Source organism: Ochrobactrum sp. BTU2, from assembly GCF_024539785.1.
Classification (GTDB): domain Bacteria; phylum Pseudomonadota; class Alphaproteobacteria; order Rhizobiales; family Rhizobiaceae; genus Brucella; species Brucella anthropi.
In genome coordinates this window covers 1-22,961 of record NZ_JAHWRG010000027.1, presented here as the reverse complement: position 1 = coordinate 22,961, position 22,961 = coordinate 1, and the positions used below count along the sequence as shown (strand labels likewise).

The window sequence follows — 22,961 nt, the reverse complement described above, 5'->3', positions numbered from 1 at the left end:
AACTGCCGCATGGCCGAAAGCCGGCGTGACAGCCGAAAAGCTCGGCCATGCGGCATAATCCGACTTACGGCATAATGGCCGTTATGCCGATATCGGCATAAGGGTCACGCCTCCGGCGCCAGGCATCGCCTCGACCGTGATCTCTCCGGACGGTTCGGCTCGGCCGCCTATGCTATGGAGGAATGCACGGTCGAGCTCCTGAGCGCCATGATCTGCGCCGACCTCCATCTCAGCGTCGAGCCGCGGCCCGACCACGCCAGCTATATCGCCTCCTGGCTCGAGGTGCTTCGCTCCGACAAGCGCGCGATCTTCACCGCCGCAGCCAAGGCGCAGCAGATCGCCGACTGGCTGCACGCCCAGCAGGGCAACGCTTGCCGGAACGACGTCAGGGGCGCCGCATAGGCGCTCCTCGACCCGATCAGTTGACAGTTCGCTCCCGGAACAGCGCCTCAATCAGCGGACATTCCGGCCGCGTGCCGTCGGCGCATTGCGCGACGACGTCCTTGAGCACCCGCTCCATGCGCTTCAGGTCAGCGATCTTCGCCCGCACATCGTCGAGATGCGCGGCGGCGACCGCGCTTGCCTCGGCGCAGGGCTGGTCGCGTTCGTCGACCAGGCGCAACAGCTCGCGGATTTCGTCGAGTGAGAAGCCGAGCTCGCGTGCCCGCAGCACAAAGCGAAGGCGCCGCTCGTGCGTCGTGTCGTAGCTGCGGTAGCCGGCCGCCGTGCGCGGTGGCTCGGGCAGGAGCCCGACCTTCTCGTAGTAGCGCACAGTCTCCAGATTGCTGCCCGTCCGCCGGGCGAGCTCAGCCCGCTGCAGGCCCTTCACGCCAGCGTGATCGCGCATCGCAAAAATCCCTCTTGACCCTGTAGTTGCTACAGACCGCATGGTACTGCGCAATGAGGATTTCGGCAAGGAAAGCGAGATCGGACATGGATATATCGCGACCCAGCACGGCGGGCATGACGTCCGCCACGACCGACGTGCTCGCGTCGGACCGAGCCGAAGTCGGACGGCAGCGCCTGGTCGCCGTCGGCGGCATTCTCGGCGCGCTTGCCGCCTCCTCGTGCTGCATCGTCCCGCTCATCCTGTTTAGCCTAGGCATTGGTGGCGCCTGGATCGGCAATCTGACGGCGCTCGCGCCCTACAAGCCGCTCTTCGTCGCCGGGACGACGGGCGTTCTCGGCTACGGCTTCTATCTCGTCTACTGGAAGCCGAGGCGGGCCTGCGCCGAGGATGCTGCCTGCGCGCGCCCGATCCCCAGCCGCATTGTCCAGATCGCGCTCTGGTTTGCGACGGTGCTCGTCGCGGCCGCCTTCGCATTCGACTACGTCGCCCCGCTGCTGCTTTCCGCCTGACACCAAGAGGAGACCCGTCCCATGAAGAAGAGTTTGAGTGCTCTTGCTTTGATCATGTCGGTGATGACCGCGCCTGCCGTGTTCGCTACCGAACGCACAGTCACCTTCGCCATCGACAACATGACCTGCGCCTCCTGCCCCTACATCGTGAAGACCTCGATGGCGGCGGTCCCCGGGGTCTCGACGGTGGCCGTCTCGTTCGAAGCCAAGACCGCGACCGTGACCTTCGACGACGCGCAGACGACCCCGGATGCCATCGCGGCCGCCAGCATGAATGCCGGCTATCCGGCCCGCCCGACGCAGGAGCAAGGCAGTTGACATGCATGACCGCGCCCTGATCCGCACCGGCGCCGCAGGCGCCATTGTCGTTGCGATCTGCTGCGCGGCGCCACTCCTTGCCGTGCCCCCGCCGCTGGCCGGCCTCGGCGCGTGGTTGACGGGTTCGGGTCTGGTCGTGCTTTCCCTGATCGCCGCGGGCCTCGGGCTTGTCGCCTGCGGCATCCATCATCGCCGTGCAAAGGTCGTCTGTTCCAACACGAAGATTCTGAATGAAGGCCTGAAGCCATGAACGATTGCTGCACATCCTCCGCGTCCCGCGACAAGGCGACGGTTTCTACATCCGCAACGGTGCCGAGCTTGGCCGTGCGGCCGGGTGTGACGTTTCCGGACTGGTCGGTGGTTTCGTCACCCGTGGTGAAGGAGGCCCTGCTGGCCATGGTCGGCTCCGACCATGTGCTCAACCGCTGGAGCGGCTACGAGGCGGCCACGGATCGCGTGCGCGTTGCGTTGCTACAGCTCTACGCCGAACACGGGCGAGCCCCGACCCCAAGCGCGCTTGCCAAGCGTGCGGGGCTGAGCGAGGAAGCCGTCCGTGCGCTGCTCGAAGAGCTCCGCCGTCGCGACCTCGTCGTACTCGATGGCGACATGATTGTCGGCGCGTATCCCTTCACCGACCGCGACACCGGCCACCGGGTCACACTGGACGGACGCACTCTTACTGCGATGTGCGCGGTCGACGCGCTCGGCATCGGCGCTATGACCGACCAAGACATCTCGATCGTCTCGCGCTGCCGCCACTGCGGCGCGCCGGTCCGGATCACCACGCAGGAACGGGGCCGGGCTCTGGCCGACGTTGAGCCGACGACGGCCGTCGTATGGCTCAGCGTCCATTACGAAGGCGGATGCGCTGCGAACTCGCTGTGCACTGCAACATCCTTCTTCTGTTCCGACGATCACCTCGCCGCGTGGCGCCGGCAGCGTCCTGCAGACGAGCCGGGATTCCGGCTGTCGATCGAGGAAGCTCTCGAAGCAGGTCGGGCGATCTTCGGGCCCAGCCTTGCCGGAATCGGCACAATCGCCGGCCACGGCAACAACGCGGCCGAGACACAAGGTGAGCCTCAATCGTCGGGCGATACGGCATCGCCGGACAGGCCCGTGACGCATCGGCGCCTTGGCACGAATGGCCGCAACAATGGTTCCTACGACCTTGCCATCATCGGCGCCGGCTCGGCCGGCTTCTCGGCCGCGATCACGGCAGCCGATCAGGGCGCCCAGGTGGCCCTCATCGGCAGCGGCACCATCGGCGGCACCTGCGTCAATATCGGTTGCGTGCCGTCGAAGACGCTGATCCGCGCCGCCGAGACGCTCCACAATGCCCGAGCCGCGGCACGTTTCGCCGGCATCACGGCCGAGGCCGAACTGACCGACTGGGGCGGAACCGTCCGTCAGAAGGACGCGCTGGTTTCGGAGCTACGTCAGGCCAAGTACGCCGACCTGCTCCCGGCTTACAACGGCATCGCCTATCGCGAAGGGCCGGCGCGCATCGTGGACGGCGGCGTCCAGGTGGACGGCACGTTTGTCTCAGCCGGCAAGATCATCATCGCGACCGGCGCGCGACCGGCCGTCCCTGTCATCCCAGGCATCGAGACCGTGCCATACCTGACGAGCACGACGGCGCTTGATCTCGAGGCGCTGCCCCGATCTCTGCTCGTGATCGGCGGCGGCTATATCGGGGCCGAACTCGCCCAGATGTTCGCCCGCGCCGGCGTCGAGGTGACGCTGGTGTGCCGCTCGCGTCTCCTTCCGGAGGCCGAACCCGAGATCGGCACGGCGCTGACGGGGTATTTCATGGACGAGAGCATCGCGGTGATTTCCGGCATCACGTACCGGACGATCCGCAAGACCGCGGACGGTGTTGCACTCACTGTCCATCGCGACGGCAAGGACGTCACGATCGACGCCGATCAGGTGCTCGTGGCGACGGGCCGCGCGCCCAATATCGAAGGTCTCGGGCTCGCCGAGCATGGGATCGCTCTCTCGCCGAAGGGCGGCATCTTCGTCGATGACCGCATGCGCACGACAAGATCGGGCGTGTACGCTGCCGGCGACGTCACCGGTCACGATCAGTTCGTCTACATGGCCGCCTACGGTGCCAAGCTCGCAGCGAAGAACGCCCTCAACGGCGACAGCCTGCGCTACGACAACAGTGCCATGCCGGCCATCGTCTTCACCGATCCGCAGGTGGCGAGCGTCGGGCTGACAGAGGCGGCTGCGCGGACCGCCGGCCACGCCGTCCGTGTCTCCACGATCGGTCTCGACCAGGTGCCGCGCGCGATTGCCGCCCGAGACACACGCGGGCTCATCAAGCTCGTCGCCGACGCTGGCAGCGGCCGGCTGCTCGGGGCGCATATCCTCGCACCGGAGGGAGCCGACAGCATCCAGACGGCGGCCCTGGCAATCCGGCACGGCCTCACCGTCGACGACCTCGCGGATACGCTCTTTCCGTATCTCACCACCGTTGAGGGCCTGAAGCTCGCGGCTCTTGCCTTCGACAAGGACGTGGCGAAGCTCTCATGCTGCGCCGGCTGAGCCGTGAAGGCTCGGATGTCGAACGTGACAATGTTGGAGGAGATCTAGTGGCGAAGAGATATGACCTTGCGATCATCGGCACGGGAACGGCTGCGATCGTAACAGCACACAGGGTTCGTGCGGCTGGCTGGAGCGTCGCCGTCGCGGACTTCCGGCCCTTCGGGGGCACCTGCGCCTTGCGCGGTTGCGATCCGAAGAAGATGATGGTCGGCGGCGCCGAGGCGGCTGATCACGCCTGGCGCATGAGCGGACGTGGAATCGAAGGGGACGCGACGCTCGATTGGACGGGACTGATGGCCTTCAAGCGCAGCTTCACCGATCCGGTACCGCAGAAGCGTGAGAAAGCCTTTGCCGACAAAGGGATTCACGCCTTCCACGGTCACGTTCGCTTTATCGGCCCGAATGCGCTCGAGTTCGGAGGAGAGAGGATCGAGGCGGACCGTATCGTGATCGCCGCCGGCGCCGAGGCCGTGCCGCTCGGCATTCCGGGCGAGCAGCACCTGATCACCAATGAAGGCTTCCTGGAACTGGAGAGCCTGCCTGAACGCATCGTCCTTGTCGGCGGCGGTTATATCGCGGCCGAGTTTTCGCACATCGCGGCGCGCGCCGGAGCACAGGTCACAATTCTTCAGCACGGGAAGCGAATGCTCAAGCAATTCGACCCCGATCTCGTCGGCTGGCTGATGGACAAGTTCAGCGAGCGCGGCATCAATGTCCGCACACAGGCAGGGGTGACCGCCATTGAGAAGGTATCAGACGGCTATCGCGTCCGGGCGGACTGTCCTGACGGCGAACTCGATATGGACGCAGATCTGGTCGTCCATGCCGCGGGTCGGGCGCCGGCGCTCGCGACGCTCGATCTCGATGCCGGGAGCGTAAAGCACCATAACGGGCGGCTGGCGTTGAACGGATTTTTGCAAAGCGTCTCCAACCCCGCGGTCTACGCAGCAGGTGATGCCGCCGGCCTAGGACCGCCGCTCACTCCGGTATCAAGCCATGACGCGAAGGTAGTCTCGGCGAACCTGCTCAACGGCAACACGGTCAGGCCTGAATACACAGGCGTTCCGAGTGTCGCCTTCACCATCCCGCCGATCGCAGCCGTCGGCATGAGCGAAGCCAAGGCGCGTGAGAAAGGCCTGAACGTTCGCGTAAAGACCGAGCGCGTGGACGGCTGGTTCACCGCACGCCAGCAGGCCGAGACGGTGTATGGCTTCAAAACGTTGGTCGACGCGGACACTGACCGCATCCTCGGCGCCCATCTTGTCGGTCCGCACGCTGACGAAGTGATCAACATCTTTGCACTGGCGATCAGGCAAGGGCTGACGGCAGAGCAGTTGAAGACCACCATGTTCGCATATCCCAGCGGCGCGTCAGATATCGGCGAGATGCTTTGAGCGTAAGTGAGGTGGTCGACCGGTACGGCCGCGGAGCAGTCTGCACGAAAGAAATCCCTTCACCAGTCGCATTCGGTTCGCTGAGCAGTCGTAAAAACCACGAACCGCAATGCGAAGAGCAGCCCTCCAGATACTCCCGAGTGTCTCACCCGTTCTAAAACCGCGCAACGCCGCCAGATCGGCTGGTTTCGGCTGATGAAAGTCCGCTGAGACAGCTTGACTGTTCAGATAAATCGCCGAGATGAGCGCCGCGTTCTGATGCGCCTCGCTCGGCATCGTGCCGACTGTGCGCCATGCCGACTACATCGGCTCCTGGCTGGAGGTGCTACGCGAGGACAACCGCGCGATCGTGCGCGCCGCCTCGCAGGCGAGCAAGGCGGCCGACTGGATCTTGGCCCATCTGCCAAAGGCCGAATCTTCGAGCGCCAGCACCGACACAACCGACAGGAGGGCGGCATGATCCTCCTGACCGACGAGTTGCGCGCGCAGCTTCTGGCCAATGGCCGCCAGCGCGATGCAGACCATGTGCCGGTGGTGAAATTCTTCAACCCGCTTGGGGAGGGCGTCTGGCTTGCGACCGAGTTGGCCGCCGACGGCGACACGCTGTTCGGTTTGGCCGATCTCGGCGAGCCGGAGCTGGGCTATTTCTCGCTGGAGGAAATGACCTCGGTGCGCCTGCCCTTCGGGCTCGGCATCGAACGCGACATGCTCTTTACCGGCGAATTCCCTATCTCGGTCTGGGCCGAAGCCGCGCGAGAGGCCGGCAGCATCCGCCAGGCCGAACGGATCATCCGCACGGCCCGGCAGTCCCGGTGGGAGGGCGTGTGATGCGCTTCCGTCGCTGGCACAGATTTGAACCCTATGGAGATACGTCGCGCAAACGCGCGGCATTTCTCCGCAAGCAACGCCTCGAACGGGAGGCGTTGCCGCTCTTTGCCGATCAGATCGCCGCCACACAACATGGTGTCGATGAGGAAATGGCCCGCCGCGCTGTCTGGTGGGGCGAGGCCGAACACAAACGCCGCAGCCAGCGAGCTGCCTGGTGGCGGAAGGCCCGCGCCCGGCTTTTCGCGCTACCCGACACGTTGCGCGCGCGTGTTCGCGAGATTTGGCGGACGTGCCCATATCCGGCCGATCCGGCGAGCTTCGCCGATTTCCTCCACCAGATCGCCGTCGGCAAGCTCGATCCCTGGCGGCCGCCGTGGGTCTTCCAGCAAGCCCGGTCGGCACGCATGACCCACGATCCGGCCACGTTCGATGAAGCATTTCGTCAGATCGGTCGCAAACAGGTCGGCGGCGGCCCGAAAACCACGCCGGCGGATGAACTGCTGTTCTGCGGCAATCTCGGCTCCGGCATCATCTTCCTCACCACCCGCGTCCGGCTGATCGACCCGAACGAGAGCTTCTACACCTCGTCCAGCCATCGCCTGCGCGATTCCCATGTCGGACGCTCCGGTCATTGGGTGGAAATCGAGGTGCGCGGCGACTGTTCCATGGCGGAGCTTGCGCTGATCGAACGGCTCGCTAAGGCCGCCGATACGCGGCCGGTCGTTGTCCAGCACATCGTCTCCGCCCGGTCCAAGGCACGAGCTGGAGGTTTGTCATGACCGGCCGTCTCCTCCGTCCCGGCCACAATGGCGGGCCTCCGCTCGACCCGTCCGTTCCGCATGAACGCGGCCGGTGCAAGAACTGCATCCATTGGCTTGCGCGACCCGAGAATGAGCAGCGCGCCTATGAAATGTTCCGGGTCGGCCTGTCGTGCAAGCGCGTGAAACGGCCGACCGGCACCTGCGACCAGGTGCTCTTCGCTGGCCCGTCCTCCACCGTCTTCTCAGCGACGACCGCCGAGTTCGGTTGCCGGAACTTCGAGGCGAAGCCCCGCGCGGATCGTCCGGTCGGCGGCGGCTTCGTCACGATCTGGAGCAACGGGCGCGTCGTCTGGCAGGGGCCGGAGGAAAAAATCCCGGCGCGCTTCCAGCAAGAGGATCTCGACCTGGGTGATCGGAAGGCGCGGTTCGCGACCGGGCCGAGGCCATGACCGTTCGGCAGCGACCGAAGGCGCGCCACTCGTCGGATGAGCCGGTGGACGGGCGCGGACGAGGCCGAATATCGGCGCGTCCTCGACGATCTGCTCCTCGCGGTCGGGCCAGACCTTGAACGGCTCCGGCGAAAGATCGACCGGCAGGAGGCGGCCATCCTGTCGCTGCGCCGCAAACATGGCGTCAACGAGGAGCGGCCCGCGGCGCCTCGACTGATGACGCGGTGCCTGCCGCTGGCGGTTTAGAGGAAGAGAGGGGGGTGGGGTTTCGTGACGGATTTAGGGTCGAGAGAGAGGCTTTCGGCGTCCGTCGCGGAGAAACCACCATGGCTCGTGCCAAGAAGAAGCCCGCCCTCCAGATGATCGAGTTCTCGCGGGCGCGCGACATTCCCTTCAACCGTATTCGCCTATCCGCCGACAACGTGCGCGAGATCGACGTTGAGGCCGGACTGGACGAACTCACCCATGACATCGACCGTCGCGAGGATCTCGTTCAGGGCCTCAATGTCCGTGCCATCCTCGATGAGGACGGCAACGAGACCGGCGATTTCGAGACGCCAGCCGGCGGCCGGCGCTACAGGTCCATCGCGCGCCTCGTGGAAGCCGGTCGCTTCCCTGCCGATGGCCTCGTCCCCTGCATCGTCAAGAAGGCCGATGCCAAGACCTCGGCCGTCGACGACTCGCTGGCCGAAAACCTGCTACGCCTCGCCCTGCATCCTCTCGACCAGTTCAAGGCGTTCAAGCGGATGTTCGACATGGGCATGTCCAAGGAGGAGATCGCCGACGCCTGGCGGACCACGCCGCGCTACATCATGCAGCGCCTACGTCTCGCCACCGCCGCGCCGTCCCTGCTCGATGCCTATGCGCGCAACGAGATGACGCTCGCGATGCTGGAAGCCTTCACCGTCAACCCCGACCATGAGCGCCAGCAGCAGGTCTGGGAGCGCGTCAGCAATTCCTGGCAGAAGGAACCCTGGCAGATTCGCAACATGCTGACCGAGACCACGGTTCCCGCCGCCGACAAGCGCGCCCGCTTCATCGGCGTCGAAGCCTATGAGGCGGCAGGCGGCCCGATGCTGCGCGACCTCTTTTCCGAAGAGAACGGCGGCTGGTTGCAGGACGTCACGCTTCTCGATCGTCTGGTCGACGAGAAGCTTCGCGCCGTTGCCGACGAGATCGCGGCTCAGGGCTGGAAGTGGATCGACGCGGCGGTCGAGCTTCCCTACGGCTACGCCAACGGCCTGCGCAGGCTGGTCGGCGTGACCCAGGAGCTGACCGATGAGGAACGCGCCACCCGCGAAGCGCTGCGCGAGGAGTATGACGAACTCGAATCGCAGTATGCCGAGGCCGAGGAACTGCCCGATGAGATCGACCAGCGGCTCGGCGAAATCGAGGCCGAACTGGAAGCCTTCGAGAACCGGCCCGTCACCTTCGCGCCGGAAGACATCGCCCGTGCCGGTGTATTCGTCAGCATCGGCCGCGAGGGCGAGTTGATCGTCAGCAGCGGCTACGTCCGCCCCGAGGACGAGCAACCCGAAGCCGTCGATGGCGAGGATGCCGGAGAAGGTGCCGACCCGTCCGATCCTGATGCCGTTCAGCGCGCCGTCATCACCGTTGGTGGTGAGCCGGTCCCGGAGGGCGACGAGGAGGAGGACGATGCCGTCAAGCCGCTGCCCGAGCGGCTGGTGATCGACCTGACCGCCTGGCGGACGTTGGCGCTGCGCAATGCGCTCGCCGAGAATCCGCACGCCGCCATGACGGCCCTGCTGCACAAGCTCGTCCTCGACACCTTCGAGCGCACCTCCACCGCGGGAACGAGCCTCTATGCCGCCGTGCGTCACATCTATCTCCCCGCTGACGCGACCGGACTCGCGGACAGTGCCGCAGCGAAGATGATCGACGAGCGCGCGGACGCCTGGCGGGGCGATATTCCCTCCGGTGATGACGACCGGCTCTGGGGGTGGATCGATGGCCTCGACGATGCCAGCCGCCTGGCCCTGCTCGCCCATTGCGTGAGCTTCGGCGTCAACGCGCTCTACGAGCGGCCCAACCCCTATTCGGGGAACGGCATCTCGCAGCACGGTCTGGACCGCCGCATGGCCGAGGCCGAACGGCTGGCCCAGGCCACCGGCCTCGATCTCGTCGAAGCCGGCTGGAAGCCCACGGTCGAGAACTATCTGGGCCGCGTGACCAAGGCCCGCATCCTCGAGGCGGTGCGCGAGGGCGCCGGCGATCGCGCCGCCGATCTCATCGCGCATCTGAAGAAGGGCGACATGGCGAAGGAGGCCGAACGCCTTCTGGCCGACACCGGCTGGCTGCCCGAACCTCTGCGCCCCGCTCTGGATGCGGAGACCGTGGACGGTGCGGCCGATCAGGACGAGGACGGCGTGGCGTTACCCGACTTCCTCGCCGGTGATGATAAGGACGTGGCCGTCGCCGATCCGGCGGCCCTCGTCGCCGCCGAGTGATGCGCGCACCAGCGGGGCGGCCTCCGTCGCCTCGCTTTCCATCCCTGTCCATTCCAAGGCCCGGCAGCTCGCCGGGCCGTTTTCGTTTCAGGAGACCATCATGGCCATTCCCGATCCCGTCCGAACGAATTTCAACACCCTGCTGCGCGCCGCCGGTGACGGCAACCTGGCGCTGATGGAATGCCTCGATGCCGAAACCCACGAGGTTCGCTACGTTCTGTGCGCTGTCGGTCGTGACGGCGGCGATTACGTCTTCACGCCATTCGGTCATCTCGCCGACTGCAACCCCTATGACGCCTATTTGCCGCCGGACCCCGCCAATCCTTCAGGCTTCCTCGAAACCCCCGGAAATGGAGACGCGGCATGATGAGCGTTGACGAAATCTTCGCCGAGGACCGCAACAGTCCGCCTGCGGAGCGGTCGCTTCCATGGGAGGAATCGCGCGGCGGCGTCACCGTCGTCGTGGAGCCGAAGCCGCATTGGGCCGAGGACATGCGCGCCTTCCGGCTCGATGCCCGCGAATATTGCCGCTATGCGGATTGGACCGCAGATGGCGGCCGCGCGCGGTTTTATGGTCATATCGACACGTCCGGTGACGACGTGATGATGAAGGCCCGCACGATGATCGCCCGCGAAATCGCCGATGGTTTCTGGGACTGACCGGCCCTGAAAGCTGCGCCTGGGTACCGGGCCGTGGAGTATCGCTGGTCAGGCAGCGATGGATCGAGGTCCAGCTTCACCATTGCAACGTCTCCTTATCGGTGCCGGAGGAACGGGTTCCGTCCCCGGCCTGAAGCACATCCTGGAAATCGGCCCGGCAACGAGGCTTGCGCGGCGAGGCATCTGCGACGGATTTCCGGCGCCTGTCAGAGGCAAAGCACCACCCCCGCTTCCATTCGCGAACCTTGGTCCAGCCGTCTCTTTGTCAATCAACCCGTGAAGGGTCGGCTTACGCAAGCGTGCCGCCCTCGGGGATTCGGGACGAGCCCGAACGCCCGAGGGTGATTGCAGATCCGGCCGGACACTTCGGGCGCCTGTCGCGCGGGGGATGGTCCCCCGCTCCAAAAACAGGAGCCGGAACCCATGTCCTATGCAGATGCCACCGCCTTCGCCGCCAGCCTCGCCACCACGCTGATGGTCCCGATCGTCGTGCTCCAGGCCGGGGACGGCACCCATACCGCCATGCCGGCCGACGAATTCGACGGTGACGAGGACATGGTGAAGCTGGAACTCGATCCATGGAGCTGAGGCGCGAAAGCGCTTCACCCCCACGGCCCGGTGCCCAGGCGCAGCCGGGCCTTCTCCCGTCAATCACCGCCGATTGCCGCTTGCGTGCCAATCTGCATTGCGATCTCGACCCGCATCGGGAAAGAACCGTGGCAATCACTCAGATTTCGCGCCTTCAAGCTGAAAGCCGCTTGCCATGCTCCATATCATCGTTTCCACTCTGCTCTGCACGGCATCCTGTGAACCCGCCGAAATCCGGGTCTGGGACGGCGATTCGATCCGGCTGGGTGCGGGACACCAATCTGAGGCCGTCCGGATCTTCAACATCGACGCCCCCGAGATCGAGGGCCGCTGCGCTTATGAATCCAACCTTGCCCGGGAAGCGAAGATCAGGCTGGCAGAAATCCTGCAAGGCCGAAGGGTCGAAATCCAGCGCCAGGGCACCGACCGCTATGGCCGGACCCTGGCGGCGATCCGGGTCGAAGGCCACGACGTCGGCGATGTTCTCGTCAGCGAGGGTCTGGCGAGAACCTGGGCAGGGTGGCGTGAGCCTTGGTGCTGAGCGTCGGATCATTCCGGCGAAAGCAGGAACGATCCTCCATCGCAAAGGGAGAGTGAGAGTGCGGGTCGGCTGGCCGTGACGGGTTGGAAGGCGGGAGAGAGGCTTCCGCCGCCCGTCGCGGAGTATTTCCCATGTCCCTATCCCGCCAAAACGCTTTCGCCCCGATCGGCGAGATCGTCGCGCAGCAGGTGTTGCCCTGGCTGCGTCACGCCCAGAAGCTGCCGCTGCGCATCTCCTGCATCGGTATCGCCAGCTACGACGAAAGCGATCACGTCGACGGCTTCGACCGCAGACTCGTCATCGGCCAATGCCTTTCCCCCGAAGAGGCTATGACAATCGCCAGCCAGCGCGTCGCGCGCGGCGATTTCCGCATCAGCCCGGACGATGCGCCGCGCTTTCGCCCGCGCGTCATGGTCATTCAGGACCGCGAACTGGGCCTTGTCCTCGCCGGAGAAATCCGGGGCGGGATCGTCCTTTGGCAGCATCCCGTTGCTTCCGACACCGAGGCTCGCCGCGTCGTCATCGAGGCCAGCCGTCTGCGCGGTATGGCCTTCACGGCATCCGGGCGCGGAGACGCGGCGACCGCCCGCGATCTCCGTTACCGCGCCAGTCTCCTCGAGGCGCGACTGATCGATCCTTTTTGGCGCGAGACGGCTGCCGAGCTTCTGCGGCTGCCACAGGCCGCGTGATCGCTTCCCCGCTTTTCAAGCCACTTGACCCGGCCAGCGGCCGGGAGTTGCTCGTATGGAGTTTTCCTATGCCGAAATTTGTCGTCAGCAAAGTCCATGACGCCTTCGTCTATTATGACGCCGTGGTCGAAGCCGACACGTTCGAAGATGCGCTAGATCTGGCCTATAGCCCCCATTTCAAGGGCGACTGGTGCGCCACAGGATACGTGCAGGAGTTCGAAGATTACATAATCGATGAGAATTCTGGCGTTCGCGTGCTCAAAGATGGCGAAACCGTTGAGGCGTTTCTGTCCATCGCTGTCACCGCCCAGGAGCACGATGCTGTGTTGACGGGCCTCTGGCTCCTTCAGTTCGCGCTTGTGCGCGGACCCGTCGAACCGCTCCTCAGGAACACTTTCACCAACGGCGGCGCTCACTCCGGCCTTGATCTCACCGAGATCGACGCCCTTTGCGAACGCATCGACGGATAGGAGGCCCAGTTGTACGCGACCTATCTGCGCCTCGACATCATGGCGTGGGACAGCGACCGCGCCGTCATTCGTGCCGCACGCCGGAAGTTCGCTCGACCCGTCCTACGTGATCCCTCCAGGCGGGACGCGCGGAAGCGCTTCTACCGCGAGATGCTCCGCCACCATGCCGATGCCCAACGGCTGGTGACGCAGTTCCGCCTCTGACGCCAGCGGCGTCGCAACCTTCCCATCCTCGCCCGGCCTCGCGCCGGGTTTTGTCGTTTCAGGAGCCGGACATGGCCAACTACTACACCCATTTCTCCTGCCTGCTCGAAGTAGGCACTCCCGAAAACGCCGCCCGAGCGCTCGACCTCTACAATGCCTTGTCCGAGGAAAACGCCGCGGAAGACCCTCCGTCCGAGGGTTTCCTGCTCTCGATCCAGCCCGAGCATGGTGGCACCCAGCTCTGGATGCGCGATGACGAAACCGGCGATCCCGAACATGTCATCCAGTTCGTCAAGCGCTGCGCCGCCGAGTTCGGCCTCACAGGATTATGGGGGTTCCAATATGCAACCACCTGCTCGCAGGCACGGGTGAACGCCTTCGGCGGCGGCGCGCACGCTCTAGATCTCGCCACGGGCGAGACCGTGGACTGGATCTACAGCGACAGTTGGCTGGAGATCGTTCTGGACGGAGGCGACCCCTATGCCTGACGTCATCGAAACCACGGTCTATCGGCTCGACGAGCTTTCCGATGCGGCGAAGGACAAGGCCCGCGCCTGGTATCGGGAAGGGGGCTTCGACTACGACTGGTATGATACCGTCTATGAGGATTTCCAGCGGATCGCGGAAATCATCGGCATCCGCTTCAGAACCAGCACCGTCCGCCTCATGGGCGGCGGATCGCGGCAGGAGCCGCGCATCTGGTTCCGGGGCTTCTGGTCGCAAGGGGGTGGCGCCTGCTGGGAAGGGTTCTACTCCTACCGGAAGAACGTTTCGGCCGAGATCAGGGCCTATGCGCCGCAGGATACGACCTTGCACGGAATCGCAGATGCCCTTCAGGCCGTCCAGCGCCGGAACTTCTACCAGCTTCGAGCCGAGGCAACGCATCGCGGCCACTACTGCCATGAGTATTGCATGGCGATCTCAGTCGAACGCGACAGTCCGACCTGGCAGGACATGACCGCCGATGCCGAGGAGATCGTCATTGAGGCGCTCCGGGACCTGGCCCGATGGCTCTATCGCCAGCTTGAGCGCGAATACGACTACCTGACCTCGGATGAGGCGGTGGACGTGGCCATCACCGCCAACGAACACCTTCACCGAAGCCGGACGCCGTTTTGGCTGATCCTCACAAGCGCCCCGCCTGACGGCCGGGCGCTTGTTTCATGTCTGCTATCGCTTCGGACTGAGAGGGAGAGATGGGCCGGAAGGGGCTTGAGCCGGTGCGGTCGAGAGAGAGCGCCGCTTAGGCTCGATCCTGTCCCGCTCTCCCGAGGAATCCCCGATGAACATGATTTCCGCATCCGCGGCGGCATCCGCCACCGCGCCGCTTCCGTTCGACCAAGACGCTGAGACCGCAGCCAGCATCTTGACCGCTGCCGGGCTGTTGCTGCCGCATCTGGAGCGCGGTCAGCGTGTCGATGCCGCCACCCTGCGCGGTGCGATGGAAGCTGCCTTCGGTGCTTCCGATGCCACCGGCGCATGGAACTGGAAGACCGCCTATGATGCCTGTGAGGCGGCGACCGTCCTCTTCCTGCGCAAATACGGCAATGCGCTTTTCCGCAAAGCCGGGTCTCCGGCGGCGATCCTGCCGCAGCTTACGAAGATCGCCGGGCTGATGCCGACACATACGCGCCGGTCGGAGGAAGCCCAGATCTTCCAGCAATTCTCGACCCCGATCCCGCTCGGCTTCGCGGCGGTGACGGCGGCGGCGATCACCCAAGCCGACCGGGTGCTGGAGCCCTCTGCCGGCACCGGGCTCCTCGCCATCCTGGCCGAGGTCGCGGGCGGCACGCTCCTCCTCAACGAACTGGCCGAGGCCCGCGCCGGCCTGCTTTCCTCCCTCTTTCCGGCCCTGTCCGTCACCCGCTTCGACGCCGCTCAGATCGACGATCACCTCGATCCCGGCCTTGTCCCGACCGTGGTTCTGATGAACCCGCCGTTCTCAGTCATGGCCAATGTCGAGGGGCGGATGGCCGATGCCGCCTTCCGCCATGTCGCCTCGGCGCTCGCGCGCCTTGCGCCCGGCGGGCGGCTCGTGACCATCACCGGCGCGAGATTCGCCCCCGACAATCCGGCCTGGACGGCTAACTGGAAACGGTTGCAGGAACGCAGCCGGGTCACCTTCTCCGCCGCCGTCGACGGTTCTGTCTATGCCAAGCATGGCACCACCATCGACACGCGGCTCACCGTCATCGACAAGCTGCCCGCCGACGACCCGGCGGTGTTCCCGGCCGGCACCGGTGTCGCGCCGGACGTGGCGACGCTGATGGGCTGGCTCGCCAAACAGCTTCCGGCACGCCTGCCGGTCGATCCCACCGTGGCTGTGCCGGTCGCACGGCCTGCTGCCCCGCGCACTGTGCGCGGCTATGTCAACCGCGCGGCCCGCACGGTATCCGCGGCGCAGCTGACCGAGCCGGATGGTGTGCCGCTCACCTATGAGACCGTCGACTGGACGCCGACCGAAGATGGCCGCCTGTCGGATGCGATCTATGAAGACTATGGCCTTCAGACCATCCGCATCGCGGGGGCGCAGGCGCACCCGACCCAGCTCGTGCAATCCGCCTCGATGGCGAGCATCGCGCCGCCGAAGCCGAGCTACCGGCCGGTGCTGCCGACGGACATCCTCGGCAAGCTGTCCGAGGCGCAACTGGAAACCGTGATCTATGCCGGCGAGGCCCATGCGGGCTTCCTCGCCGGGGCCTGGACGATCGATGACACACTCGACACCATGTCGGCCGCGCCGGAGGACGCCAAGGGCGCCATCCGCTTCCGGCAGGGCTTCATGATCGGCGACGGCACCGGCGTCGGCAAGGGCCGGGAATCGGCCGCCATCATCCTCGACAACTGGATGCAGGGCCGCCGCAAGGCGGTCTGGATATCGAAGTCCGACAAGCTGCTGGAGGATGCGCAGCGCGACTGGTCGGCCCTCGGCATGGAGCGGCTGCTGGTCACGCCGCTGTCGCGCTTCCCGCAAGGCAAGCCCATAACGCTGAACGAAGGCATCCTATTTTTAACCTACGCCACGCTGCGCTCCGACGACCGCGGAGAAAGGGTTTCGCGCGTCAAGCAGATCGTCGAATGGTTGGGCTCGGACTTTGACGGAGCGATTATTTTCGACGAGGCGCACGCGATGGCAAACGCCGCAGGGGGCAAGGGAGAACGCGGTGATGTCGCCGCCAGCCAGCAGGGCCGCGCCGGGCTGCGCATCCAGCACGCGCTTCCCCATGCCCGCGTGGTCTATGTCTCGGCCACCGGCGCCACCACCGTCCACAATCTCGCCTATGCGCAGCGGCTCGGCCTCTGGGGCGGCGAGGATTTTCCCTTCTCGAGCAGGGCGGAGTTCGTGGAGGCGATCGAGGCCGGTGGCGTCGCGGCGATGGAGGTGCTGGCCCGCGACCTGCGGGCGCTCGGCCTCTACACCGCCCGCTCACTTTCCTTCAAAGGCGTCGAATACGAGCTGCTCGACCACGAACTGACACCGGAGCAGATCCGCATCTACGACAGCTATGCCGACGCCTTCGCCGTCATCCATAACAATCTCGATGCGGCGATGCAGGCCGCCAACATCACCGGCGGCGATGGCGGTTCGGGCACGCTGAACCGACAGGCCAAATCCGCCGCCCGCTCGGCCTTCGAGTCCGCCAAGCAGAGGTTCTTCGGCCATCTGCTGACCTCGATGAAAACCCCGACGCTGATCCGCTCGATCACCAGCGATCTGGAGGCGGGCCATTCGGCCGTCATCCAGATCGTCTCGACCGGCGAGGCGCTGATGGAACGACGGCTGGCGGAGATCCCCACCGAGGAATGGGGCGACCTGAAGATGGATTTGTCGCCGCGCGAGTATGTTCTGGACTACCTCGCCCATTCCTTCCCGGCGCAGCTCTACGAGCCGTTCACGGATTCGGAGGGCAACCTGTCCTCACGCCCGGTCACGCGCGACGGCCAGCCGGTCGAGAGCCGCGAAGCCGCGGCCCGGCGCGACGAGATGATCGCCAGCCTTGCCAGCCTGCCGCCGGTCCCCGGCGCGCTGGACCAGATCATCCAGCATTTCGGGACCGACACGGTGGCCGAGGTGACGGGCCGCTCTCGCCGCATCGTCCGCAAGCGTGGCGGCGGCGTCACCATCGACCGCCTCGTCGTGGAGAACCGGGCAGGTTCGGCCAACCTCGCGGAAACCCAAGCCTTCATGGACGATCAGAAGCGCGTGCTGGTCTTTTCCGACGCCGGCGGCACGGGCCGGTCCTATCACGCCGAACTCTCGGCAAAGAACACGCGCCTGCGTGTCCACTACCTGCTCGAAGCCGGATGGAAGGCGGACGCTGCCATCCAGGGCCTCGGACGGACGCACCGCACCAACCAGGCGCAGCCGCCGCTGTTCCGGCCGATCTCGACCAATGTGAAGGCGGAGAAGCGCTTCCTTTCGACCATTGCCCGCCGCCTCGACACGCTCGGCGCGATCACACGCGGCCAGCGCCAGACCGGCGGCCAGGGCCTGTTCCGGCCCGAGGACAATCTGGAGAGCCATTATGCGCGCGATGCCTTGCGCCAGCTCTATCTCCTGCTGGTGCGCGGCAAGGTCGATGGCTGCTCGCTGGAGCGGTTCGAAGCGGCGACCGGGCTGAAGCTGATGGATTCGAACGGCATCAAGGATGATCTGCCGCCGATCACCACCTTCCTCAACCGCCTGCTGGCGCTGACCATCGAGCTTCAGGGCGTGCTCTTTTCCGCCTTCGAGCAGCTTCTGACCGCCCGCATCGAGGGTGCCATCGCGTCAGGCACCTATGATGCCGGCTTGGAGACGCTGCGCGCCGAAAGCTTCGTCGTCACCGACCGGCAGGTGATCTACACCCATCCGCGCACCGGAGCCGAGACCAGCCTGCTGAGCATCACCGAGCGCAAGCGCAACCGGCCGGTGACGCTCAACACGGCGCTAGCCGAACTCGATGATCCGCGTGCGAAGCTCCTGATCAACGAGCGCTCAGGCCGCGCGGCGGTGCAGATCCCCACCACCAGCGTCATGCTGGACGATGGCGAGATCGAGCGCCGGGTCCGCCTGATCCGGCCGATGGAGGCACATAATGTCCCGATCAGGATTATGGGCGAAACCCATTGGGTCGAGGCCGACCGGGACGCCTTCGCATCGGCCTGGGAGGCAGAGGTCGCCGAGGTGCCGGAGTTTGCGGACAGCACATTGCATATGGTGACGGGCCTTCTGCTGCCGATCTGGAAGCGGCTGCCGAACGACTCCACCCGCGTCTACCGGCTCCAGACCGATGCGGGCGAGCGCATCATCGGCCGCAAGGTCTCCCCGGCCTGGGCCGCGAACGCGACAACGACCGGCATTGCATCGGTCACGCCGGAAGATGCCTTCGCGGCGCTGATGGAGGGCCGGACGATCCTTGATCTCGCCGAGGGCCTCCAGCTTCGCCGGGTCCGCGTCATGGGCGTCAACCGGATCGAACTCTCCGGCTTCACCGATACGATGCGCCAGCGCCTCACGGCCTATGGCCTGTTCCATGAGATCATTTCCTGGAAGCTGCGCATGTTCGTGCCGGTCGATGCCGGCGGCTCCACCGTGCTGGCCAGACTCCTCGACCGCTGGCCGGTCGAGCGCATCGGCGAGCGGGAGGCGGCCTGATGCCGCGTCATGACGCTTCCGAACTGGCGATCCGTCTCGGCCGGGAGGCCGAGGCGGTTTGCCGCCACTACTTGTCGTCCGGCCAGCGCGCCGGGCGGTACTGGCTGGTCGGCGATGTGCAGAACACGTCGGGTCGTTCGATGTTCGTTCGCCTCACCGGGCCGGAATCCGGCAAGGGAGCGGCAGGGAAATGGACCGATATGGCCACCGGCGAGCATGGCGATTTGCTCGACGTCATCCGCGAGGCGCTTGGCCTGGTCGACTTCAGGAACGTGGCCGAGGAAGCGCGCCGTTTCCTCGCCCTCCCGCATCCCGAACCTGAAAAGACGAGGACGCCGACCGGCAGGACATCCAGCTCGGCACCCGGTTCGCCTGAAGCGTCGCGCCGCCTCTTCGCTATGGCACAGCCGATCCGCGGCACGCTTGCGGAGGCCTACCTCAACGGGCGGGCGGTCACCTCCCTCTCGGGCACCGCCGCGCTGCGCTACCATCCCCGGTGCTACTACAGGTCTGAAGCGCATTTGCCCACCGAGATCAGGCCGGCGCTCGTGGCCGCCGTCACCGATCTCGCCGGCCATCAGACCGGCGCACACCGCACCTGGCTCGCCTCGGACGGGTCCGGCAAGGCGGCCGTCGAGACACCACGGCGGGCGATGGGTGAGCTTCTCGGCCACGCCGTCCGCTTCGGGACTGCCGGTGAGGTGCTCGCCGCCGGCGAGGGCATCGAGACCGTGCTGTCGCCCCGTCAGGTTCTGCCCCGCATGCCGATGCTGGCGGCGCTTTCGGCCGCTCACCTCGCTGCCATCCTGTTCCCGCCGTCCCTGCGCCGGCTCTACGTCTTGCGGGATCGCGACCCGGCCGGGGAGGGCGCAAGAGACAGCCTGGTCGCCAGAGCAGCGAGCCTCGGGATCGAGACGATGTCGCTCACGCCGCTCAACGGCGATTTCAACGATGATCTGCGCCGCCACGGCGCCGATGCCCTTCGGGCGGCCTTGACGGATCAGCTTCATCCTGAAGACGTCCGCCGTTTCATGGAGAGGTGAGCACGTAATCGTTCCCGAAGGCGCGGCCCAGCTCGCCGCCTGAGGGTTTGGTTCTCTGGCCATCGGCAGCCGCGTCCTTCGTCGGAGAGTCCCGCACCCACGGCCTTCTGAGAGGGCGATCGGCGCACAAACGGGACGGGCAGGCAATGGCCGGGTACGGCTAATTTCCGCCGGCGGCTGCGCCGCCTTTGCATCGCGAAAGGCAAATTAGCCGCCCCCGGCCATCAAGGCCCTCGCCGAGCGGGCGAGGGCTGCCAACCCGTCCCGCCCGTGCGCTTCGACGCCTGCGAAGGCCGCGATGGGCGCGGTCTCCAGACGAAGGATGCTCCCGATGACGAACGAAACCGAATACGCAGGCGACGAGCCGGTCCACACCTCCTCCCAGACCGATCATGCCCTCTCTGAGCTCCAGCTCTACGGCTGGCGCCCGTTCCAGGACGAACCCGATCCCCGGCCGCTGCCCGAGGGCAACACCGTCGCCGCCGCCGTCACCGACATCTTCGACGCCCTGGTCGCGACGCTCGGCGACACCCGCCTCGAACCCGATCTCGAAGAACTGCTCTGGGGGACCGTCAATCTCTTCCACCGCGCCACCAGCCGGGTCGAGCGCGATCTCGACGACAACGAGCAGGCACAGCGCCGGATGCAGAGGGAACAGGACGGCAGCGAGGTCAAGAGCGTCGAACTCGAACGCCTCACAGCCGAGGGCCAAACCCTGATCGAACGGCGGAGCAGCATGGAACTCTTCCGCGATCTCGCCGCCGAGGCATTCGAGCACCACACCGGCAGCGCCTGGCGGCCGCGTTCCGGCTCGATGGTCAATCATCGCAACCTGACCGCCGCGATGATCGACAGCCGCGACTTCCTTGCCGCGAAGCGCCGGGCCGAGACCGAGGTGATGCTGCCCGCCGGCCCGAAGGTGGCCGTGACCGGCGGCGCCGACTTCAACGACCATCACATGATCTGGGCGAAGCTCGATCAGGTCCATGCCAAGCACGCGGACATGGTATTGCTGCACGGCGGCACCCCGAAAGGCGCGGAACTGATTGCCTCCCGCTGGGCAGATCACCGCAAGGTGCCGCAGGTCGCCTTCCGGCCCGACTGGACGAAGCACGGCAAGGCCGCGCCCTTCAAGCGCAACGATGCCATGCTGGACGTCCTGCCGGTCGGTGTCCTGGTCTTCCCCGGCACCGGGATTCAGGAGAACTTCGCGGACAAGGCTCGCAAGCTCGGCATCCCGGTCATGAAGTTCGACGGCGGCGCGTAAGCGCCGCCGAACCTTGACAGAAGGAGAGACGGGGCCTTTGATGGAGCATCCTTGAAGAACCGGCGAAGCAGAATAGTCGCAGGCGGAGCGTATCTCCCGGCAGCCTGTCGTGATCCTCAACTGGTCATCTGGAGGTTTCCATGACGCTGATCCTGCTCGCCATCTCGCTCACCATCACGGCTTGCGTGATTGCCTTCAATCTCGCGATCTATGCCCTGCCCGTCATGGCCGCCATTACCGCCGCGCAATATGCCTGGGGCGCGGGAGCGGGCGTCCTGATGTCCGGCCTCAGTGCTGCTGGCGCCGCCCTGCTGTCGATCGCACTGGTGATCGCGGTTCTTGGCTTCGCCAAAAACCCGGTCCTTCGCCTCATCGCGCTCGCTCTCTTCGCGGTGCCCGCCGTTATCGCGGGCTATGCGCTTGTCTATGGCATCACGAAGAACGCCATCGACTCGGCCCTTGTCCTCAATCTGCTCGGCGGCATTGGCGGCCTTGCCATCGGCGTCTCGGCCGTCGTCAATCTGAACGCCCTCGGCGAGTCGGTGTTCTCTCGCTGAAACGGCGGTAGCGATCTTCCGCTTCCAAGGGGAAAACCCGGCGGCTTGCGCCGCCGGGCTCCGGCTTCCGGCTCGAACGTTGGGCGGTCATGTCATCGCTGTCCTTACCGCCATCATTCTCGGTCTGCTTCGCGCGCGGTGGCTTGGAAATCCGTCATCGGCATGAATCCCATAGCCGTAGCGGTCAATCCCGGCAGCACCGGCGCTTCGTTCCGGGAGTTCAGCCACGAACACCTTCATTGCTACTTCTCGCAATGCAGCGGGACCGGGCCTTCCGCTGTCGAAGCCGCGGCAATGCCATGCTGCGCCTGGAAACCCGATAGCTGCTTCGTTCTCATCCCGGACGACATAGCCTTCCTGCGGCGAGCGCGAGCGCGGCCGAGAAAGAGAAGGCGGGTGGGCCGGTGCTGTGCCGCATGGTCCGGGTCTCGGCGGCCTGTCTGTTCGCTGTCGCCGGCAAGGACGATGGTTCTGCTGTGCGTCCCCGTATTTGTGCTCTCGAAAGCACCAATCCCTCCGCCTGACTGATCCCCTAAGTCCGTTCGGTTTCCACCTGCAACCCCCGCGGCTCCCAGCCGTGTTGCCACGCAAGCGCGGCTGCCCGCCCCACCTGGGGCCTTAGGGGCAAGCTGCCGAAGGACGGCAGTTGCGGGAGTCTCCCGACGGCCTTGGCCGGGTCTCGTCGGAGGGATGGTCCCTCCGAGGAGCAACGGAGACTTACAATGCAGAACATCGTCATCCTCGCCGGCAACATCGGTCAGACCCCCGAAACCCGCACCACCCAGGGCGGCACCGGCATCACCCACTTCACCCTGGCCACCTCGCGCCCCCGCTACTCGGAAGGCCGCGTTGTCCGCGACGAGAACGGCTATCGGGTCCAGGACACGGAATGGCACCGCATCACCTGCTTCAACGGCCTCGGCAAGACGGTCCAGCAGCATTGCGAAAAGGGCATGAAGGTTCTGGTTCGTGGCCGTATCCACTACACGAAGTGGACCGACGCCGCGGGGGTTGACCGCTACGGCTGCGAGATCATCGCCGAGACGGTGGATTTCCTGAGCCGCGCGAAGCAGACCGAGAACGACGACGGCAAGTTCATCGTAAGCGCTCATTTGAGGGCACATAGTAGTGATATGAGGGTGCTGAATGCCGGTCAGTCTGCCTGTTTATTGAAGTT

22 protein-coding genes and 4 pseudogenes are annotated in these 22,961 nt (G+C 65.7%); 24 read left to right on the top strand and 2 right to left on the bottom strand.

Annotated elements, in window-relative coordinates; translation table 11 throughout:
- Positions 1-102 precede the first annotated feature (102 nt).
- A pseudogene (locus KWJ32_RS26090) lies at positions 103-402 on the top strand (zincin-like metallopeptidase domain-containing protein); the annotation flags it as partial.
- Positions 403-418: 16 nt separating this feature from the next.
- On the opposite strand, the gene KWJ32_RS26085 reads toward KWJ32_RS26090, so the two are convergent.
- Complete coding sequence (locus tag KWJ32_RS26085; RefSeq protein WP_012112818.1) at positions 419-847, bottom strand: helix-turn-helix domain-containing protein; 429 nt, start codon at positions 845-847, stop codon at positions 419-421.
- 116 nt (positions 848-963) lie between these two features.
- Here KWJ32_RS26085 and KWJ32_RS26080 point away from each other — a divergent pair, with 116 nt between their 5' ends.
- The 8 genes and pseudogenes from KWJ32_RS26080 to KWJ32_RS26045 all read left to right on the top strand — a co-directional run bounded on the left by KWJ32_RS26080 (position 964) and on the right by KWJ32_RS26045 (position 7,228).
- A complete protein-coding gene (locus KWJ32_RS26080) occupies positions 964-1,359 on the top strand; it encodes a mercuric transporter MerT family protein (protein ID WP_231771510.1) in 396 nt (131 codons plus the stop codon).
- 21 nt (positions 1,360-1,380) lie between these two features.
- Positions 1,381-1,677, top strand: a complete 297-nt coding sequence (locus KWJ32_RS26075; protein ID WP_012112816.1) for a cation transporter — start codon at positions 1,381-1,383, stop codon at positions 1,675-1,677.
- Position 1,678: 1 nt separating this feature from the next.
- Positions 1,679-1,927, top strand: a complete 249-nt coding sequence (locus KWJ32_RS26070) for a hypothetical protein (RefSeq protein WP_036742955.1) — start codon at positions 1,679-1,681, stop codon at positions 1,925-1,927.
- A complete protein-coding gene (merBA, locus tag KWJ32_RS26065; protein WP_012112815.1) occupies positions 1,924-4,227 on the top strand; it encodes a bifunctional organomercurial lyase/mercury(II) reductase MerBA in 2,304 nt (767 codons plus the stop codon). Before KWJ32_RS26070 ends, merBA begins: the two co-directional genes overlap by 4 nt.
- Positions 4,228-4,274: 47 nt before the next feature.
- A complete protein-coding gene (locus tag KWJ32_RS26060) occupies positions 4,275-5,621 on the top strand; it encodes an NAD(P)/FAD-dependent oxidoreductase (RefSeq protein ID WP_012112814.1) in 1,347 nt (448 codons plus the stop codon).
- Between the two features lie 232 nt (positions 5,622-5,853).
- Positions 5,854-6,081, top strand: a pseudogene (locus KWJ32_RS26055) (zincin-like metallopeptidase domain-containing protein); the annotation flags it as partial.
- On the top strand, positions 6,078-6,449 hold the full coding sequence (locus KWJ32_RS26050) for a DUF2958 domain-containing protein (protein ID WP_037094052.1): 372 nt from the start codon (positions 6,078-6,080) through the stop codon (positions 6,447-6,449). The pseudogene KWJ32_RS26055 and the gene KWJ32_RS26050, both read left to right, overlap by 4 nt.
- Complete coding sequence (locus KWJ32_RS26045; protein WP_052114322.1) at positions 6,449-7,228, top strand: hypothetical protein; 780 nt, start codon at positions 6,449-6,451, stop codon at positions 7,226-7,228. Before KWJ32_RS26050 ends, KWJ32_RS26045 begins: the two co-directional genes overlap by 1 nt.
- Before the next feature lie 224 nt (positions 7,229-7,452).
- Here KWJ32_RS26045 and KWJ32_RS26040 read toward each other — a convergent pair whose 3' ends face one another.
- On the bottom strand, positions 7,453-7,839 hold the full coding sequence (locus tag KWJ32_RS26040; protein ID WP_192799870.1) for a hypothetical protein: 387 nt from the start codon (positions 7,837-7,839) through the stop codon (positions 7,453-7,455).
- A gap of 146 nt (positions 7,840-7,985) precedes the next feature.
- Between KWJ32_RS26040 and KWJ32_RS26035 the strand changes: the two genes are divergently transcribed.
- The 15 genes and pseudogenes from KWJ32_RS26035 to KWJ32_RS25965 form a co-directional block, all read left to right on the top strand.
- Positions 7,986-10,127, top strand: coding sequence for a chromosome partitioning protein ParB (locus tag KWJ32_RS26035; protein WP_037094050.1), 2,142 nt, complete (start codon positions 7,986-7,988; stop codon positions 10,125-10,127).
- 100 nt (positions 10,128-10,227) lie between these two features.
- Positions 10,228-10,494, top strand: coding sequence for a DUF6117 family protein (locus tag KWJ32_RS26030; RefSeq protein WP_037094056.1), 267 nt, complete (start codon positions 10,228-10,230; stop codon positions 10,492-10,494).
- Positions 10,491-10,787 (top strand): hypothetical protein, encoded by a 297-nt coding sequence (locus KWJ32_RS26025; RefSeq protein WP_037094048.1) that lies wholly within the window; start codon positions 10,491-10,493, stop codon positions 10,785-10,787. The genes KWJ32_RS26030 and KWJ32_RS26025 overlap by 4 nt, the downstream gene beginning before the upstream one ends.
- Positions 10,788-11,210: 423 nt before the next feature.
- Positions 11,211-11,375: a hypothetical protein gene (locus tag KWJ32_RS26020; RefSeq protein ID WP_122521009.1), complete on the top strand. Its 165-nt coding sequence runs from the start codon at positions 11,211-11,213 to the stop codon at positions 11,373-11,375.
- 175 nt (positions 11,376-11,550) lie between these two features.
- Positions 11,551-11,916, top strand: coding sequence for a thermonuclease family protein (locus KWJ32_RS26015; protein ID WP_037094047.1), 366 nt, complete (start codon positions 11,551-11,553; stop codon positions 11,914-11,916).
- 131 nt (positions 11,917-12,047) lie between these two features.
- Positions 12,048-12,605, top strand: coding sequence for a hypothetical protein (locus KWJ32_RS26010; protein WP_037094044.1), 558 nt, complete (start codon positions 12,048-12,050; stop codon positions 12,603-12,605).
- Positions 12,606-12,673: 68 nt separating this feature from the next.
- The gene (locus KWJ32_RS26005) at positions 12,674-13,075 is read left to right on the top strand and encodes a hypothetical protein (RefSeq protein WP_151610647.1); all 402 of its coding nucleotides are present in this window, start codon (positions 12,674-12,676) and stop codon (positions 13,073-13,075) included.
- A 9-nt stretch (positions 13,076-13,084) separates the two neighbouring features.
- Positions 13,085-13,279, top strand: coding sequence for a hypothetical protein (locus KWJ32_RS26000; protein ID WP_037094038.1), 195 nt, complete (start codon positions 13,085-13,087; stop codon positions 13,277-13,279).
- Between the two features lie 71 nt (positions 13,280-13,350).
- Positions 13,351-13,767, top strand: coding sequence for a hypothetical protein (locus KWJ32_RS25995; RefSeq protein ID WP_037094036.1), 417 nt, complete (start codon positions 13,351-13,353; stop codon positions 13,765-13,767).
- A pseudogene (locus tag KWJ32_RS25990) lies at positions 13,760-14,402 on the top strand (antitoxin of toxin-antitoxin stability system). Before KWJ32_RS25995 ends, KWJ32_RS25990 begins: the two are co-directional and overlap by 8 nt.
- A gap of 159 nt (positions 14,403-14,561) precedes the next feature.
- Positions 14,562-18,917, top strand: a complete 4,356-nt coding sequence (locus KWJ32_RS25985; protein WP_151610646.1) for a strawberry notch family protein — start codon at positions 14,562-14,564, stop codon at positions 18,915-18,917.
- The gene (locus tag KWJ32_RS25980; RefSeq protein ID WP_037094032.1) at positions 18,917-19,960 is read left to right on the top strand and encodes a toprim domain-containing protein; all 1,044 of its coding nucleotides are present in this window, start codon (positions 18,917-18,919) and stop codon (positions 19,958-19,960) included. The genes KWJ32_RS25985 and KWJ32_RS25980 overlap by 1 nt, the downstream gene beginning before the upstream one ends.
- 331 nt (positions 19,961-20,291) lie before the next feature.
- Entirely contained in the window at positions 20,292-21,227 is a 936-nt protein-coding gene (locus KWJ32_RS25975) for a DUF2493 domain-containing protein (RefSeq protein WP_037094055.1), read from the top strand.
- Positions 21,228-21,367: 140 nt separating this feature from the next.
- Complete coding sequence (locus KWJ32_RS25970; protein ID WP_037094029.1) at positions 21,368-21,784, top strand: hypothetical protein; 417 nt, start codon at positions 21,368-21,370, stop codon at positions 21,782-21,784.
- A gap of 722 nt (positions 21,785-22,506) precedes the next feature.
- A pseudogene (locus tag KWJ32_RS25965) lies at positions 22,507-22,884 on the top strand (single-stranded DNA-binding protein); the annotation flags it as partial.
- Positions 22,885-22,961: the final 77 nt, after the last annotated feature.